This window comes from Pseudomonas sp. nanlin1, from assembly GCF_045571515.1.
Classification (GTDB): domain Bacteria; phylum Pseudomonadota; class Gammaproteobacteria; order Pseudomonadales; family Pseudomonadaceae; genus Aquipseudomonas.
Genome location: NZ_CP124218.1, coordinates 297,292 through 314,040, shown reverse-complemented (window position 1 = coordinate 314,040; position 16,749 = coordinate 297,292). Strand labels below are relative to the sequence as shown.

Here is a 16,749-nt window from a genome sequence, read left to right as displayed (position 1 = left end):
GACCCTGAGGCGGGCACCGTCGTCCACACTCGGCAATTCTTACAAAAGCCGAAGCAAGCCGCGTTAGCAATGCCGAATCGGCAATGTTCGTTTCGAAAGTTTGAAATTGTGGCATCGCTGGTTGCCCATTAGATTGGGGGCACTCTGACGCGTCGCTCTTGAGTTGCGCCCGATCTACTGGCAACGGATACCTCGATGACACACGCAAACGAGCTGGTTGAAAAATCCGCAGTGGCGCTGCGCGCACTGATCGGCAGCCGTGAGATTTCCCCGGTGGAGCTGATGCAGGCGTGTATCGAGCGTATAGAAGCGCTCAACCCCTACGTCAATGCCGTCACCGCCACGGATTTCGAGCGCGCGTTGGCACAGGCGCATGCAGCGGAACGCGCGGTGCTGGCGGGTGAACCGCTGGGGTTGCTGCACGGCCTGCCGATGGGCATCAAGGACCTGGAGAACACCGAGGGCTTGCGCAGCACCTACGGCTCACCGCTGTACAAGGACCACGTGCCGGCCCAGGACAATGCCTTGGTGGCGCGGCTGCGCGCGGCGGGCGGCATCGTTACCGCCAAGACCAACGTGCCGGAGATGGGCGCGGGCGCCAACACGCGCAACCCGGTGTGGGGCGCCACCGGTAACCCGTTCGACCCACGGCTCAATGCTGGCGGTTCTTCCGGCGGCTCGGCGGCAGCCCTGGCGACCGACATGCTGCCGGTGTGCAGCGGCTCCGACACCGGTGGCTCACTGCGCATCCCGGCGGCCAAATGTGGCGTGGTCGGCCTGCGCCCTTCGCCGGGCTTGGTGCCCAGCGAGCGGCGGCTATTGGGGTGGACGCCCATCTCGGTGGTGGGCCCCATGGGCCGGGACGTGGCCGATACCTGCCTGCAGCTGCAAGCGAGTGCCGGCCTGCATATCAGCGACCCGTTGAGCTACCCGATCGCGGCCGATACCTTCGCGCGGTTGGCTGAAATCGACCTCGGCAGCTTGCGGGTCGGCTACACCGAAGATTTCGGCTGCTGCGAAGTGGACGACGAGGTCCGTAAGGTGTTTCAGCTCAAGGTCAAGGCGTTGGCGGGCCAGTTCAAAAGCTGCGAGCCCGTGGACTTCGAGTTAGGCGACGCCCACCGCTGTTTCGATATTCTGCGCGCCGAGAGCTTTGTCGCAGGGCTGCGCGATGCCTATCGCGATAACCCTGACAAACTTGGCCCCAACCCACGGGCCAACTATGAACTCGGCGCCGCCCTGTCGCTGGAAGACTGCGCCTGGGGCGCCGCTGAGCAGACCCGCATCTATCGCCGGTTCCAGGCCGTATTCGAGCGCTATGATCTGATCCTTGCGCCGACCACCCCGGTGTCGCCTTTCCCGTGGATCGAACCGCACCTGGCCGCCGTCAACGGCGTGGCCCTGGACAACTATTACCGCTGGCTGTCCCTGACCTACGTCGTGACCCTGGCGACTAACCCGGCCATCTCGCTGCCCTGCGGCCTGGACCACAAGGGCATGCCATTTGGCCTACAAGTCATCGCGCCCTTTCGCCAGGATCTGCAACTGCTGCGCTGCGCCGCGCAGATCGAGAAGGCCACGCTAAACGATCCCCAACTGCAGCGCCCGCGCCCGGATCTGCTGAAGTTGGCTGCGCTGGCGGTGGACCTGAAATCCATCGTAACCGATCCGCCAAGTGGATCACCCAGCAAGGCGCAGGCCTTCAAGGGAACGTCCAGCGTTTAGCTGAGCATGGAAATGGTCGAGGTAAGACCACGCGCTGGCGAGTCAGCGGTATTCTGTGGGCTCAGTCCTACAACCACTAGACTCGCCCAGCCCACCATGCCCATCGACCCGCCCGACACCGCCGAACAGACCGCGCTCACCCTCGACGTGGTGAGCCGCTATCACCTGGCTTGGAAGCACCGCGACCTGGAGGCGATCCTGGCGTTGTACCACCCCCAGGTGCAGTACAACGACTTTTTCCAGAACCGACGCATGGGCCTGGCCGAGTTGCGTGAGTACATCAGCGGGACGTTGCCGCGCCAGCCGGATGAATACCTAGAGCACAACGACCGCATCCGCGCCGACGGTTGCACGGCGTTTATCCAGTATCAGACCGCCTTGCAAGGCAGCGGCGAGCGGGTGGTGTTTCGCTCCAGTGAGGCGATTACGGTAGGTGACGGGCTGATTCTGCGTATCAATGAATATGCCTCGTTGGTGCGCGAGGGCGAGCCACGGGCCGGGCGCCAGGCGCCGGCTATCAGCAAGCTGGGGCTGTCGGCGCGGCAGTTGAGTTTTATGGCGCGTGACCTGGCCGATTACTTCACGCAGCAACAGCCGTTCCTCGACCCAGAGCTGGACCTGGCGCGGATCGCCAGCGCCACTGGGTATAGCCGTAACCAGCTGTCGTACCTGCTCAACCAGGTGCTGGGGCAAAGCTTTTATCGTTACGTGACCCAGGCCCGCCTGCACTACCTGCTGGAGCGCTTGGCCAGCCACGGCGAAACCGCGCCCATCGATGCCCTGGCGGTGAGTGCCGGTTTCAATTCCACCTCGGCCTTCTACAAAGCTTTTCGCACCCACACGGGTTGTACCCCCAAGGCGTGGTTGAAAGCCCATTGCGCGCGTACCCGCAGATAACACAGCCGCTGCCGTCGCGCATTAATCTCTGTCGGCAATCAACCGATGGAGCATGGGATGGCTGGGTGGCGTGGGGTAAGTCTGTGGATGGAGCAACTGGGCGAGGCGCTAACGCCGCGGCCAAAGTTGCAGCAGGATCTGCACGCGGATGTGGCGATTATCGGCGCCGGTTACAGCGGCCTGTGGACGGCCTTTTACCTTAAACAGCAAGCTCCGCACCTGAACATCGTGATCGTCGAAGCACAGATCGCCGGTTTCGGCGCGTCCGGCCGCAATGGCGGCTGGCTGATGGGCAACCTGTTGGGCGAAGATCGGCTGCTCGGCCCCCTGCCCGCCGCGCAACGCCAGGCGGGCTATCAACTGCTGCATGACATTCCCGACGAAGTGGCCAGGGTCTGCCAGGCCCAGGGTATCGATTGCCAGCTGCGTAAAGGCGGCGTGCTGTACTGCGCGGCGCGCTACCCCGAGCAGGAACGGCGCTTGCGCGAACAGCTCGAAGCCGCCCACGCCCAAGGTCTGGGTGACGACGACTACCGCTGGCTGAGCCCTCAGGCCTTGCGCGAGCAATTGAATGTAGCCCAGGCCTACGGCGCCCTTTATTCACCCCACTGCGCGACTCTGCAACCGGCGCGGCTGGTGCGCGGTTTGGCAGAAGCCGTCGAGCGCATGGGCGTGCGCATTTTTGAGCAAAGTGCGGTGCTGGGCTGGCAGCCTGGGCAGGTGCGCACCGAGCACGGCCTGGTGCGTGCCGACTGGGTGGTGCCTGCGGTGGAAGGCTATGCCAGCGCGCTGCCGCCACTGAATAAACACCAACTGGCGGCGCAGAGCCTGATCGTTGCCACGGAGCCGCTGCCGGCCGACGTATGGGCCGAGATCGGGCTGAGCCAGGGCCAGGCGTTCAGCGAAAACAGCCGACAGGTGACCTACGGCCAACGTAGCCGCGACGACCGCCTGGTATTCGGCGCGCGCGGTGGCTATCGCTTCGGCGGCCGCTTGCGCAGTGACTTCAACCTTAGCGAAGACGAACGAGCACTGCGCCAGCGGCTGTTCAGCGAACTGTTTCCGATGCTGCGCAAGGTGCGCCTGACCCACGCCTGGGGCGGCAACCTCGGCGTGGCCCGGCGCTTTCACCCGCACATGCTCGCCGACCGCCGCCAGCAGGTGGCCTTGGCCGGAGGCTATGGGGGCGAAGGCGTGGGCGCCAGCAACCTGGGGGGGCGCACGGTGGCCGCGCTGATTTTAGGTCAAGACAACGAATTGACTCGCCAGCCCTGGGTGCTGGGCGATCGCCCCCTGGCTTCACTGCCACGCTGGGAGCCTGAGCCTCTGCGCTGGCTGGGTTACAACGCCATTATCCAGAGCTTCGTGCATGAAGATCAGGTATTGGCCAACCTCCATGCGCCGCGCTGGCGCCGCCAGATCGCCCAAGGGCTGGCCAGTGGCATGGAACGTCTGATGCAGTCCAAGGAGCCGTTTGCATGAAGATCGATCATTTTCGCAATACCGCCCAGTTGCCGCTCAGTGAGCCAAGCGCTGTCGGGTTACCCCTGGGTGAGCCCCTCGCCCACGTGGCTACCGCCAGCGTAGAGCGCGAGGACGGCGTCGAAGCGGGGGTCTGGGAGTGCAGCCCTGGCCGTTGGCGGCGACAGATCACGCAACAGGAGTTTTGCCATTTCATTCAGGGCCGCTGCACCTTCACCCCCGATGGCGGTGAGCCCCTGCTTATCCAGGCCGGCGACGCGTTGATGTTCCCTGCGAACACCACGGGCGTCTGGGATGTACAAGAAACCGTTCGCAAAAGTTACGTGCTGATTTTCTGAACTGCCTTCACCCCTAATGTCTAGAACAAAGGTTGAGGTCTCGCATGCTGAAGTCAATCGTTCCGTTATTGCTGGTCGCGTCCACTGCGCACGCGGCCGACACCGTCAAGATCTACAACTGGAGCAGTTACATCGCGCCAGAGACCCTGCAAAATTTCACGGCCCTGACGGGCCATCCCACTCAATACGATGTGTACGACAGCAACGAAGTGCTCGACGCCAAGCTAATGGCCGGGCGCTCGGGGTATGACGTGGTGTTTCCCTCCAACCATTTCATGGCCCGGCAAATCACCGCGGGCGCGCTGAAACCTTTGGACCGCAGCAAACTGCCCAATTGGCACAACCTCAACCCGACGCTCTTGAAGGCCCTGGAGGCGAACGACCCGGGCAACCGCTATGGGTTTCCCTACCTATGGGGCAGCACCGGCATCGGCTACAACGTGGCCAAGGTCAAAGCGGTATTGGGGGATGTGCCGATAGACTCGTGGGACATCGTGTTCAAACCGGAAAACATGCAGAAACTTGCCAAATGCGGGGTGGCCATGCTGGACAACGGCCCCGAGATTTTGCCAATCGCCCTCAATTACCTGGGCCTGCCGCACCACAGCAAAGACAAAGCCGACTACGCCAAAGCCCAAGCCCTGTTGCTCAAGGTGCGCCCCTATGTGAGCTACTTCCACAACTCCAAATACACCGGCGATTTGGCCAACGGTGATGTGTGCCTGGTGGTGGGCTTCTCCGGGGACGTGATGCAGGCGGCGGCACGCGCCAACGAGGCCGGGAACGGCCAGCAGATCGCCTATGCCATCCCCAAGGAAGGCTCGCCGATGTGGTTCGACATGGTCGCCATGCCCGCCGACGCGCCTAACGAGGCGGCCGGTTATGCCTACCTCAATTACCTGCTGGAGCCCAAGGCGATTGCCGGCATCAGCAACTACGTGCATTACGCTAACGGCAACGCCGCCGCCGAGGGCCTGATCGACAAAGCCATCCTCAATGACCCCATGGTCTACCCGCCCGAAAGCGTCATGAAGAAGCTGTTCGTCTTGCAGGCCATGGCGTTGGAGGATGACCGGCTGCGCACACGGGTGTGGAGCCGGGTCAAGAACGGTCAATGAAAACGGTGCCGGGCGGCGTTACTTATTGCCCACTTCCATGATCATCCGCGCCAACAAGTAAATACGCGGCGCCACGCTGCCCACCTCGGCGTATTCCTCCGGGGTGTGGATGTTCCCGCCGACGATGCCAAAGCCGTCCAGGGTCGGGGTGCCAACGCTGGCCGAAAGGCTTGAATCCGCCGCCCCGCCGCTGCCTTCGATGGTCAGGGTACGGCCCAGTTCGCCATAGATGCCCTGGGCAATGGTGACCAGCGCATCGGACTCTGCGGTTTGCGGCATGGGCGGCAGGCCGCGTTGCAGGCTGGTTTTGACTTCGGTGTCGGGGATCAGCTTGTTGGCCGAGACCTTGGCCAGGTCTTGTTCGATACGGTCGAACTCTTCCGGCACGGCAGCACGCACGTCAGCCTTGGCGCTGGCTTGGTCAGGGATCACGTTGGTGCGGTCGCCGGCCTTGAGCACGGTGAAGTTAATGGTGGTTTTCTTCGCCTCGTCGCCCAGTTTGCCCAACTGCAGCACCTGGTGCGACAGCTCCATGGCCGCGTTGCGGCCCAGCTCCGGGGCGACGCCGGCGTGGGAGGCCTTGCCTTTAACGTCGACCACGGCGGTGGCACTGCCTTTGCGCCACACCACCAAACCATCGGCCGGGCGACCCGGTTCGAGGTTGAGGGTGATGTCATGGGCTTTAGCGGTTTTTTTGATCAGATCGGTGGCGATGTCCGAGCCGGTTTCTTCGCTGGCGTCGAGCAGCACCGTGATTTGCGCGTAATCTCTGTAGTTAAGGTTATGCAGGACTTTCAGCGCATAGATACCCGCGACGATCCCGCCCTTATCGTCCATCACCCCCGGCCCATAAGCACGGCCGTCTTTGATATGAAAAGGACGTTCGGCTGCCGAGCCTTCTTTGAAGACGGTATCCATGTGCGCCATCAACAGGATTTTTTTCGTGCCGGTGCCTTTGAGCGTGGCCAGTACGTGGTTGCTCTTGTCCGGTGTGTTAGGCACCAGCTCAATGGTGGCGCCGAGTTTTTTCAGTTCTTCGATGGCGATGCCACCCACCTGATTCAGACCCGGCGCGTAGCCAGAACCCGAATCGATGTTCACCAAGCGTTCGAGCAGCTTTAACGCTTCGCCCTGGTATTGCTCGGCATCAGCCTGGATTTGTTTGTGCGGGGCGGCCATCACACTAGGCGCCAGTGCGGTTAAAGCGAGGGCAAGGCCCAGGCGCAGGGCCAAGGGGGAGCGGGGAAATGCACGCATGCTGAATCGATCCTTGTTTCTAAAAGTAAAAGGCGTGGAGGGAACGTACCTCAAGGCGCCTAGGCACTCAACGTTGCGATAGCGTTTGCCCGAATGGATTGAGAAGATCGCCAATGCGCCCATGCCCCAAACAGGAGATGCTTGCCGCCCATGCGCATCGAACCCCTCCCCCCGCTGCAAAACCTGATCGCCTTCGAGGCCGCCGTGCGCCATGGCAGCTTTACCAGGGCGGCGCTGGAGTTGCACCTGACACAGAGCGCGATCAGCCGGCAGGTGGCGCAGCTGGAGGCATTTCTGGGGCGCACGTTGTTTCGCCGCGAGCACAAGCGTATCCATCTGACGGTGGCCGGCCAGGTGTATGCCGAGGCGGTGCAACGCTTGCTGGCCGACTGTGCAGAGGTAACCGCCCAGGTGATGACCCACACCGGCGAGCAGGAATTGACCCTGGCTTGCTCCACGGGGGTGGCGGCGCTATGGCTGGGGCCGTTGATTGGGCGGTATGCCGATGAATTTCCGGCGGTGGATGTGCGCTTGCGCGTGGTCGACGGCCTGGCGTCCCTGGCCCGCGCCGAGTTTGATCTGGCGGTGTACTTTCTGCGTTCGGGCTCGCCCAGCGGCCTGGACGGGCGCTTGTTGTTCGCGGAATCCGTCGGGGCGTACTGCGCGCCGGGTTACCTGGGGGGGCAGGTGCTGGCGCCGGCGCAACTGCTCGAACACCGCTTGCTGATGCTCGAAGACGGCCAGCGCCAGTGGTTGTCCTGGGCCGACTGGTTCGCCCGCCAAGGCGTGGACGCTTCGCTGATCGGCCAGCGGCTGACGGTCAATCACTACCCTGTAATGGTTGACCTGGCGATTGCCGGGCGCGGCATTGTGCTGGGGTGGCGGCCTATGATCGATGGGCATTTGGCCTCAGGGGCGCTGGTGCCCGCCTGCGCCGAGTACGTGGGCGACCAAGGCGGCTACTACCTGCTCAACCCCGCCGGGCAATTTCCCAGCCGCGCGGCGCGCGCGTTCGAACGCTGGCTGGCGACGCAGGTCGGTGAAGGCGGCCGCTAGCTAAGGGATTGCATGCGTAATGCGCATGCAAATCTGCGTAATGAGCGTTGTCGCGTATCCAGTTGCCCACCTTATCCTGCGCTCAGCAGGGCAATAGACCCTGTAAACGTTCTTCAACTTTCTTCTCTGCCCTTACGTTCCGCGGGGTTGCTCCCTGCGTGATTCGCATGCAGGAGACATCCGTGAACGACATAACAAATCCGCCGCACAACCCTCAAGCCCGCAAAGCCATCGTCGCCACCGTGATCGGTAACGGCCTCGAGTGGTTCGACTTCACCGTTTACAGCTTCTTCTCGGTCATCATCGCCAAAGTATTTTTCCCTACCGGCGATGAACTCAGCTCCTACCTGTTAGCCCTGGCGACCTTTGGCGTCGGGTTTTTCATGCGCCCAGTGGGGGGCATTGTGCTGGGGATCTACAGCGACAAATGTGGCCGCAAGGCGGCGCTGTCGCTGACCATTTTGTTGATGGCGCTGGGCACGCTGATCATTGCGGTGACGCCGGGCTACGCGCAAATAGGCTTGATCGCGCCGGTGCTGATCGTGCTGGCGCGGCTGCTGCAGGGCTTTTCTGCGGGCGGCGAAATGGGCAGTGCCACCGCCTTTCTGACCGAGCATGCACCCGCTGGGCACAAAGCGTTCTATTCCAGCTGGATACAAGCCAGCATCGGCGTGGCAGTGCTGCTGGGCTCGGGCCTGGGTGCCCTGCTGTCCAGCTACCTGACCCAGGCGCAACTGGAAAGCTGGGGCTGGCGCGTGCCTTTTATCATCGGCACCTTGATCGGCCCGGTGGGCTTTTACATCCGTAGCCGCATCGACGAAACCCCGGTGTACAACCAGACCCCACGCGCCGAATCGCCCCTGCGCGAAGTGCTGCGCAGCTACCCTCGGGAAACTCTGATCGGCTTCTCCCTGGTGGTGTTGTGGACGGTGTGCACCTACGCCGTGCTGTTTTACATCCCCTCATATTCCACCCGAGTGCTGGGGTTGCCGAGCTGGATGGGGTTCAGCGCTGGCATGCTCGGCGGCGCGGTGCTGATTGTCGCGACACCGATCGTCGGCCTGCTCGCCGACCGCACGGGGCGCCGCCCATGGTTACTGGGGTCGGCATTGGCGATCTTTGTCGTGGCCTACCCGCTCTTCCTTTTTATCAATCAGGCGCCCGGGCTGGCCTCGCTGCTGGTGTTCGAGGTGATCATGGGGGTGCTGATTTCCTGTTACATCGGCTCGATCCTGGCGGCCTTCGGCGAATTGCTGCCCAGCCATGTGCTCTCCACCGGGCTGTCGGTGGCCTATAACTTTGCCGTGACGATTTTTGGCGGTTTCGCCACGTTTACCATCACTTGGCTAATCGCCAACACCGGCAGCAACGTCGCGCCGGCTTTTTACATCATGTTCGCCGCCGCCGTCAGTGCATGCGGCGCAGTGCTGTACCGGGACCGCAGTGCCCCGGCCACAGCCACTTTCAAAGGAGCCTACCCATGACCGGCAAAACCACGATAAGCCTGATCCTGCGCAATGGGCAATTGCTCGACCCCGGCAAAGGCGAGCTGCTCAGCGGCCTCGAAGTACAGATCGACGGCGAGCGTATCAGCGCCGTGCGCGAGCAGGGCAGCGTGGCGGTTGGCGATGCGCAGGTCATCGACCTGGGCGGGCGCACCTTGATGCCCGGCCTGATCGACTGCCACGTGCACGTTCTGGCGTCCAATGCCAACCTGGGCGTCAACGCCCTACAGCCTAACGCGATCATTCTGTACCGAGCATTGCCGATCCTGGCCGCCATGCTGCAGCGCGGCTTCACCACGGTGCGCGATGCCGGCGGTGCCGACTGGGCGCTGGCGCGTTCGATTGCCCTGGGCCTGGTGCCGGGGCCGAGGATTTTTGCCTCGGGCAAAGCCTTGTCGCAAACCGGTGGCCACGGTGACATGCGCGCCCGCGGCGAATTGTTGCTCAGCGAGCCGTGCTCGTGCTGCTTCCGCGCGGGGGCGATCGCACGGGTAGTGGACGGCGTCGATAACGTGCGCCTTGCGGTGCGCGAAGAGCTGCAACAAGGGGCGACGCAGATCAAGATCATGGCGTCGGGCGGCGTTTCATCGCCGACCGACCCGATCGCCAATACCCAATACAGTGAGGCGGAGATCCGCGCCATCGTCGACGAAGCACACGCGGCCAATACCTACGTCATGGCCCACGCTTACACCGCCCGGGCCATTCGCCGAGCAGTGGAATGCGGCGTCCGGACCATCGAGCACGGTAACCTGGTGGATGCGCCAACCGCTGCATTGATGGCCGCCAAAGGCGCCTTTGCCGTGCCGACCCAAGTGACCTATGAAATGCTCGCCGAGCATGGTGCCGCCGCCGGCCTGCCCGCAGAGTCCGTGGCCAAGATCGAAGACGTACGCCAGGCTGGGCGCAATGCCCTGAAGCTGTTCGCAGAGGCGGGGGTGGAAATGGGCTACGGCTCGGACCTGCTCGGCGAAATGCACCAGTACCAGAGCTATGAATTGAAGATCCGCGCGCAAGTGCTGGGCAACCTGGCGGCCATCCAAAGCGCCACCAGCGTGGCCGCGAAAATTCTCCAGCGCGAGGGCGAGCTGGGCTGTATCGCGCCGGGTGCGCTGGCCGACTTGCTGGTGGTGGACGGTAACCCGCTTGCGTCAATCGACTGCCTGGTAGGGCAAGGTGAGCAATTGGCGATGATCATTCAAAGCGGGCAGGTGCAGAAAAATGTAATGTAGGCGGCCTACTTTCTCCATGACTGAGGCCCTGCCATGAAAGCCATTGCCTACGCACAGAACGGTTTGCCGATTAGCGCCGACGACGCGCTGATCGATATCGAACTGCCCGCCCCTACCCCCGGCCCACGCGACCTGCTGGTGGAGGTCCGGGCCATTTCGGTGAACCCGGTGGACACCAAAATCCGCAACGGCGTGGCCGTGAGTGAGCCGCGCGTGCTGGGCTGGGACGCCGTTGGCGTGGTGCGCAGCGTCGGCGCCGAAGTGACACTGTTCAAGGCCGGCGACGCAGTGTTTTACGCCGGCGCCCTCGACCGTGCCGGCTGCAATAGCGAATTGCACGTGGTGGACGAGCGCTTGGTCGGGCACAAGCCCAAGACCCTCGACGACGCCCATGCCGCCGCCCTGCCCTTGACCGCCATCACCGCTTGGGAGTTGCTGTTCGACCGTTTGGGCGTGCCTGAAGGCGGGGGCGAAGGTGACAGCCTGCTGATCGTCGGCGCAGCCGGCGGTGTGGGCTCGATCCTGGTGCAATTGGCCCGCCAGTTGACCCGCCTGACCGTGATCGGCACGGCGTCGCGCGACGAAACCCGCCAGTGGGTAGAAGGCTTGGGCGCCCATCATGTGATCGACCACCATCAGCCGCTGAGCCCGCAACTGCAAGCGTTGGGCGTGGGTGAAGTGACCTATGTCGCCAGCCTGACCCACACTGACAGCCACTTCGAGCAACTGGTCGAAGCGTTGCGCCCCCAGGGCAAGCTGGCGCTAATCGACGACCCGAAAACCCTCGACGTGGTGCCGATGAAACGCAAGGCACTGTCGCTGCATTGGGAGTTGATGTTCACCCGTTCGCTGTACCAGACCCCCGACATGATTCGCCAGCACGAGCTACTGGAACGAGTCTCAGCGCTGGTCGACCAAGGCGTTCTGAAGACCACGTTGGGCGAGCATTTCGGCACCATCAACGCGGCCAACTTGCGCAAGGCCCATGGCCTGATCGAAAGCGCCAAGGCCAAAGGCAAAGTGGTCCTGGAAGGGTTCTAACCTAACGCAGGTGCGCATAAAACAGATCGGGGCCGCGCCCCTGATCTGTTTATGGGCTGCGCCAACCGCCGCCCAAGGCCAAAAACAGATTGACCTGCTGCAATGCCACCTGGGTATTGGCCGCCGCCAACTGCCCGCGCACGTCGGTATAGGTGCGGGTGGCCTGCAGATCCGCCAGAAATGACTCACGCCCGGCCAGGAAGAACCGATGGGTCTGCTCGGCCGCTTGCTGCGCCGAGGCACCCGCGTCGGCTAAGGCATCGCGGCGCGCCAACAGGGCGTTGTACTGGGCCAGGGCAGTCTGGGTTTCGCGAATGGCATTGAGCACCACCCCGTCGAATTGCGCCAACGCCGCCTGGGTAGAGGCTTGCGCCTGGCGAATACGCGCCCGGGAGCCATTGGTGGGCACGCTCCAGCTGATCATCGGGCCGAAACTCCACTGGTTGGTGGCCGGCCGGCCGAGGTTCTCGAGCAAGCCGACACTGCCCACCGAGGCGCCGATACTGATGTCTGGGTACAACTGCCCGGTGGCCACGCCTATATCCGCCGTGGCGGCAGCGAGCTTACGTTCGGCCTGGCGGATGTCCGGGCGGCGCTTGAGCAGGCTGGCGCCATCACCCACAGGCAGCAGTTGGCTGATTCGAGGTAACTGCGCACACTGCTCGACCCCGGCCGGTAGTTGGTTCAAAGGCTTGGCCAGCAGCATCGACAGTTGATAAGTGCCCGCCTGGCGCGCGGCCTGGTAGCGCGGCAATTCGGCACGCAGCGACTTGGACTGGGTCTGGGTGCGCGTGACTTGGGTTTCATCACCGCGGCCAGCGTCGCGCAGACGCTGGGTCAGCTTCACTCCTTGTTCTTGCAGCTCCAGGGAGTGACGCGCAATGGCGTACTCTTCATTGGCTGCACAGATCTGTGTATAGGCGCGCACCACCTCGGCCACCACTGTGATGCGCGCGGTGTCGGCAGCGGCCTGGGTCGCGTCGGCGTTAGCCTGCGCTGCCTCAATGCCACGCTGCAGGGTGCCCCACAAATCGAACTGGTAAGACAGGTTCAACGCCACGCTGCCGAGGTTCTCCACCGGCAGTTTTTCGGTCTGCAAGAACGCTTCGCCAGACTCCTGCGCGCGTTCGGCACTGGCTTGCACACCAGCGCCAAAACCACCTTGGGCCTGGGCCTGCTCCACCTGGGCGCGGGCGCGCTGCAGGTTCGCTGCGGCCACGCGCAAATCGGTGTTGGCCTGCATGGCCTGCTGCACCAAGGCATCGAGGGTCGGGTCCTGGTACAACTTCCACCAATCCTGCGGCACCGGCGCAGACACCACTTGGCTGTCTCCGGCTGCCAGTTCGCCTTGTAGATCGGCGCGTTTGAGCGCGGCATCGGCGGGCATTTGGTAATCCGGCCCCACCGTCTGGCAAGCCGACAGAACCAGGCTCAACGCTAACCACCCGGCGCGCAACGGCCTGTTCATCGTGCCGCCTCAGGCTGCCCTGTGGCATCCAGGATCGATACCGTGGCGGTGCGCCCGGCGATCATACGAAAGTCCTTGGGAATATCGTCGAACGCGATGCGCACCGGGATCCGCTGCGCCAGGCGCACCCAACTGAAGGCCGGGTTAACGTTAGGCAGCAGGTTCGAGCCGCTGCTGCGATCACGGTCTTCAATACCGGCCACGATGCTCTGCACATGGCCGCGTAGGCGCGTGTTATCGCCCATTACCCGGATGTCCACGGCTTGGCCGACCTGAATGCTCGACAGTTTGGTTTCTTCGAAATAACCGTCGATGTGGAACGAGTCGCTGTCGACCACCGACAACACCGGCCGCCCGGCCGTGACGAACTCATGGGCGCGCGGTGCACGGTCGTTCAGGTAGCCGTCGACCGGGCTGCGGATCACCGAGCGGTCCAGGTTCAACTGCGCCGCGTCCACCGCCACTTGGGCTTCGGCCAGGGCTGACTGGGCGCGCATTTGGCGCGACTGGCTTTCTTCGAGCTGCTCGCGCGCCACCAGATTACCCAGGCCACGGTTGCGCTTGAGTTCACGCTGGGCCTGGGCCAGGGTTTCCTGGCGCTCGGCGGCGCTGGCCTGGGCTTGGCGCAGGGCCAGGCGGAAACGGTCTTGGTCAATACTGAACAAGACCTGGCCACGCTTGACCACCTGGTTGTCATGCACCTCGACCTGCTGGATGAGCCCGGAAACATCCGGGGCGATCTGGATCACGTCGGCACGAATATGCCCGTCGCGGGTCCAGGGGGCGAACATGTAGTAGGTCACCATGCGCCAAATGACAAAACTGGCCAGGGCCACCACCAGTAAGGTCAGGACCACACGGCCGAAGGTCAACAGAGGTTTTTTCATAGCATCAGGGTTCGACAGAGAGCGTCCACCGCGCCGAGTAGCACAGCGTAGAGCGCGACGTTGAATAATGCCCGGTGCCACACCAGGCGGTAGAAGTGCACGCGGTTGAGCACGGCGTGCACCAGCAGAAATAACAGATAAGTAGCGACCATCATGACCAACAGCGTCGGCAGGAAGATCCCACTGATGTCCAGTTCACCGATCACAGCGGGGCTCCATCGATACCGTGTGGCAGGGCTTCTTCGGCTTCGCCCACGGAAGCCACCACTTCGACGCCCGGCAACAACGCCAAGCGCAAGCCACTCAAGGCATGCAGCAGGTGCACGCGCGCCTGGGCGGCCGACTCGGCACTTTGCGAGTTGAGGGCGCGGCGCGCGCGGTCCATGGTCATCAACAGACTCATGGGGGCGGGAAGTCGTTCGTCTTGATCACGGCAATTCTGGAAATATTGGCCCACATCCACTACCACTTGCTGCAACAGCGCCTGTGCCGGCGCCGGCACCCGGTGCACGTAGGCTTGGACGTCCAGCAGGTTCAGCGCCACCCGTACATCGCGCAGTGCCGCGCCGGTGTCCTGGCCAGTCAGGGTCAGCCGCGGCAGGTGCTGCATAAGCCGGTCAAGCAATTGCACGCCCATCGCGCGCTGGGTATTGAGCGAGGCCGGGCGGGTGATATGCACGATGTCGCGCCAGCTGAAACGGGTCAACCGGCGCGCCGCCAGGTCGACACCGAACGGGCGCACCACCAGGGTCCAAACAAAGGCGAACAACAGGCCGACGGGGCCGGCCAGGTTGGAGTTGGCGAAGTTGAGAAAGTCGGCGTCGTAGGCGCCCTGAATGCTGATGAACGAGGACGTATTGACGATGGTCAGCAAGGTGCCAAGGTAGAAGCGCGGCTGCACGGTGAGGGTGCCGACCACGATAAAGGGCACGGCGAACGCCAGTACCAACATCGGAAAATCGTGCAGGTTCGGCAAAACCAAAAACAGGTAAAGGCTGGCGAACACCACCGACAGCGCCGTCCAGAAGAAAAAGCGGTAGATCTGCGGCGCAGGGTCGTCCATGGCGGCGAAAAAACTGCAGGCCACGGCGGCCAGAATCACCGCACTGGCGCCGTCGGTCCAGCCGAGCATGATCCACAGGGTCGAGGCGACGATGATGGCCGCCACACTGGAGCCCACCGAGTAAAGCATCATGCCGCGGTCCAGAAACGGCTTCAGCCGGCCCAGGCGCCAGTGCCGATACACGGCCCGCCAGGGCGCCCGGCTGTCGGTCTGCAACCGGTAGTGCAAGGCGCGTAAGTCCTGCCATAGATCGATCCACTCGCCCAGGCGGTAAAGGGCGTTGGACAGCAGCAGATACTGGCGGTCGTCCAGTTGCTGGGGGCTGGGCTGCAAGGCGTCGAGCTGATCCCTCAGGGCTTGCCAGCGCTGCAGCGTAGGTTCGCCCTGCTGGTCGGCGAGCCATTGCCGGGCGCTGTCGAGCAGCGGTTGGAGCTGGGCGATCCATTCTGGCGTACGTCGTTCCAAGGCCACCAGAGCGTCGTCCAGGGCGTCGATCACCGGCAGTAGGTGGATCATGCGCCCGCGTAGTTCACTGGCCTGGCGCACCGCCTGGGGCCGCATGCCTTCGTGGGGCAGTTGGCCGATCATCAGCTCCAGCGAATTGAAGTTGGCGACCATCGCCGCACGCAGGCTGCCGATCTCTTCGGGGCTGGCCTCTCGGGCTAAAAAGCGCTCGCTGTAGGTGCTGGCATCGTTCAGCCACTTGCCTTGGGCGCCGATCAATACCGGCGCCAGCCGCCGCGGCCAAAAAATAGCGCCGACCACCGCCGCACAGACGATCCCCAGGCAAATCTCCTGAAAGCGTGACGAAGCGATATCGAACACCGCCAGCGGGTTGTCGACTACCGGTAAAGCAATCAGCGGCAGGGTGTAGCCCGACAGCATCAGCGCGTAGCTATTGGCGGTGCGCAGGTGCAGAGAGAGAAACAGCAGCGTGCCGGTCCACAGTGCAATCACCGTCGCCAGCAACAGCGGCGCCTGCACGAACAACGGCACGAAAAATACCGCGGCCGCGGCGCCGACGAAGGTGCCTGCGGCGCGGTACAGGGCTTTGGAGCTGGTAGGCCCCACGAACGGGCTGGAGACGATATACACCGTCGCCATCGCCCAGTAGGGCCGGGGCATTTCCAAGCGCATGGCGATGTACAAGGCGATCATCGAGGCGGCAAAGGTGCGCACGCCATAAAACCAGTCACGCCAGGGCGGTACGTCGCTGAAAAAACCTTTCACGTGGGTTGCCCCGTGGCTAAGCCCGCTACTTCAAAGGCGCGCACCACCCGCAGTGCGGCTTCGAGATCATCTGCGGGAATGTCTTTGAGTACGTCGCGGCGCAACCGCACCAGCTCTGCTTCAATGGCCTCGGCCAAAGTGCGGCCGGCGGGCGTAAGGCTCAGGGCCTTGGCGCGGCGGTCACTGCTGTCTTCGCTGCGCTGGACGAAACCGGCCTTGCACAACTGGTCGAGCAAGCGCACCAACGACGGCCCTTCCAACCCTGCGGCCTGGGCCACAGTGACCTGGCGCACGCCATCGCCCAGGCGCACGATCTGCAACAACGGCACCGCGCAGGCTTCGGAAATCCCATAATTGGCCAGCGTGGCCTGGCACAGGCGCCGCCAATGCCGGGACGCCAGGACCATGCCGCTGCTGACAGAGAGTTGGAGCTTGTTGAGGCTCATGAAA

Annotated in this window: 15 protein-coding genes; 9 read left to right on the top strand and 6 right to left on the bottom strand. The window is 63.4% G+C overall.

Translation table 11 applies throughout. The features are described 5' to 3' along the window. Window positions 1-195: 195 nt before the first annotated feature. From QCL65_RS01445 to QCL65_RS01425, 5 genes are all read left to right on the top strand, one after another. Window positions 196-1,725 carry an amidase gene (locus tag QCL65_RS01445; protein WP_407314186.1) on the top strand — a complete coding sequence of 510 codons (1,530 nt, stop codon included), beginning with the start codon at window positions 196-198 and terminating at the stop codon, window positions 1,723-1,725. 96 nt (window positions 1,726-1,821) lie between these two features. Beyond that, a complete protein-coding gene (locus QCL65_RS01440; RefSeq protein WP_407314184.1) occupies window positions 1,822-2,622 on the top strand; it encodes a helix-turn-helix domain-containing protein in 801 nt (266 codons plus the stop codon). A gap of 57 nt (window positions 2,623-2,679) precedes the next feature. Then, window positions 2,680-4,104, top strand: a complete 1,425-nt coding sequence (locus QCL65_RS01435) for an NAD(P)/FAD-dependent oxidoreductase (RefSeq protein WP_407314182.1) — start codon at window positions 2,680-2,682, stop codon at window positions 4,102-4,104. Next, window positions 4,101-4,442 carry a cupin domain-containing protein gene (locus QCL65_RS01430; protein WP_407314180.1) on the top strand — a complete coding sequence of 114 codons (342 nt, stop codon included), beginning with the start codon at window positions 4,101-4,103 and terminating at the stop codon, window positions 4,440-4,442. The genes QCL65_RS01435 and QCL65_RS01430 overlap by 4 nt, the downstream gene beginning before the upstream one ends. A gap of 44 nt (window positions 4,443-4,486) precedes the next feature. Continuing rightward, entirely contained in the window at window positions 4,487-5,560 is a 1,074-nt protein-coding gene (locus tag QCL65_RS01425) for a polyamine ABC transporter substrate-binding protein (RefSeq protein ID WP_407314178.1), read from the top strand. Between the two features lie 18 nt (window positions 5,561-5,578). Here QCL65_RS01425 and QCL65_RS01420 read toward each other — a convergent pair whose 3' ends face one another. Further along, a complete protein-coding gene (locus tag QCL65_RS01420) occupies window positions 5,579-6,817 on the bottom strand; it encodes a M20/M25/M40 family metallo-hydrolase (RefSeq protein WP_407314176.1) in 1,239 nt (412 codons plus the stop codon). Between the two features lie 150 nt (window positions 6,818-6,967). Between QCL65_RS01420 and QCL65_RS01415 the strand changes: the two genes are divergently transcribed. The 4 genes from QCL65_RS01415 (at window position 6,968) to QCL65_RS01400 (ending at window position 11,651) form a co-directional block, all read left to right on the top strand. After that, window positions 6,968-7,873 carry a LysR substrate-binding domain-containing protein gene (locus QCL65_RS01415; protein ID WP_407314174.1) on the top strand — a complete coding sequence of 302 codons (906 nt, stop codon included), beginning with the start codon at window positions 6,968-6,970 and terminating at the stop codon, window positions 7,871-7,873. A gap of 182 nt (window positions 7,874-8,055) precedes the next feature. Then, window positions 8,056-9,357, top strand: a complete 1,302-nt coding sequence (locus tag QCL65_RS01410) for an MFS transporter (RefSeq protein ID WP_407314172.1) — start codon at window positions 8,056-8,058, stop codon at window positions 9,355-9,357. Continuing rightward, window positions 9,354-10,610, top strand: a complete 1,257-nt coding sequence (locus QCL65_RS01405; RefSeq protein WP_407314170.1) for an amidohydrolase family protein — start codon at window positions 9,354-9,356, stop codon at window positions 10,608-10,610. Before QCL65_RS01410 ends, QCL65_RS01405 begins: the two co-directional genes overlap by 4 nt. 33 nt (window positions 10,611-10,643) lie before the next feature. Beyond that, window positions 10,644-11,651 (top strand): zinc-binding alcohol dehydrogenase family protein, encoded by a 1,008-nt coding sequence (locus tag QCL65_RS01400; protein WP_407314168.1) that lies wholly within the window; start codon window positions 10,644-10,646, stop codon window positions 11,649-11,651. A gap of 49 nt (window positions 11,652-11,700) precedes the next feature. Here QCL65_RS01400 and QCL65_RS01395 read toward each other — a convergent pair whose 3' ends face one another. The 5 genes from QCL65_RS01395 to QCL65_RS01375 are packed head-to-tail and all read right to left on the bottom strand — an operon-like array spanning window position 11,701 to window position 16,745. Then, entirely contained in the window at window positions 11,701-13,119 is a 1,419-nt protein-coding gene (locus tag QCL65_RS01395) for an efflux transporter outer membrane subunit (protein ID WP_407314165.1), read from the bottom strand. After that, on the bottom strand, window positions 13,116-14,006 hold the full coding sequence (locus QCL65_RS01390; protein ID WP_407314163.1) for an efflux RND transporter periplasmic adaptor subunit: 891 nt from the start codon (window positions 14,004-14,006) through the stop codon (window positions 13,116-13,118). The genes QCL65_RS01395 and QCL65_RS01390 overlap by 4 nt, the downstream gene beginning before the upstream one ends. Then, window positions 14,003-14,212 carry a DUF1656 domain-containing protein gene (locus QCL65_RS01385; protein WP_407314161.1) on the bottom strand — a complete coding sequence of 70 codons (210 nt, stop codon included), beginning with the start codon at window positions 14,210-14,212 and terminating at the stop codon, window positions 14,003-14,005. The genes QCL65_RS01390 and QCL65_RS01385 overlap by 4 nt, the downstream gene beginning before the upstream one ends. Further along, window positions 14,209-16,299, bottom strand: a complete 2,091-nt coding sequence (locus tag QCL65_RS01380; RefSeq protein ID WP_407314159.1) for an FUSC family protein — start codon at window positions 16,297-16,299, stop codon at window positions 14,209-14,211. The genes QCL65_RS01385 and QCL65_RS01380 overlap by 4 nt, the downstream gene beginning before the upstream one ends. Next, window positions 16,296-16,745, bottom strand: coding sequence for a MarR family winged helix-turn-helix transcriptional regulator (locus tag QCL65_RS01375; protein ID WP_407314157.1), 450 nt, complete (start codon window positions 16,743-16,745; stop codon window positions 16,296-16,298). Before QCL65_RS01375 ends, QCL65_RS01380 begins: the two co-directional genes overlap by 4 nt. Between the last annotated feature and the right edge of the window lie 4 nt (window positions 16,746-16,749).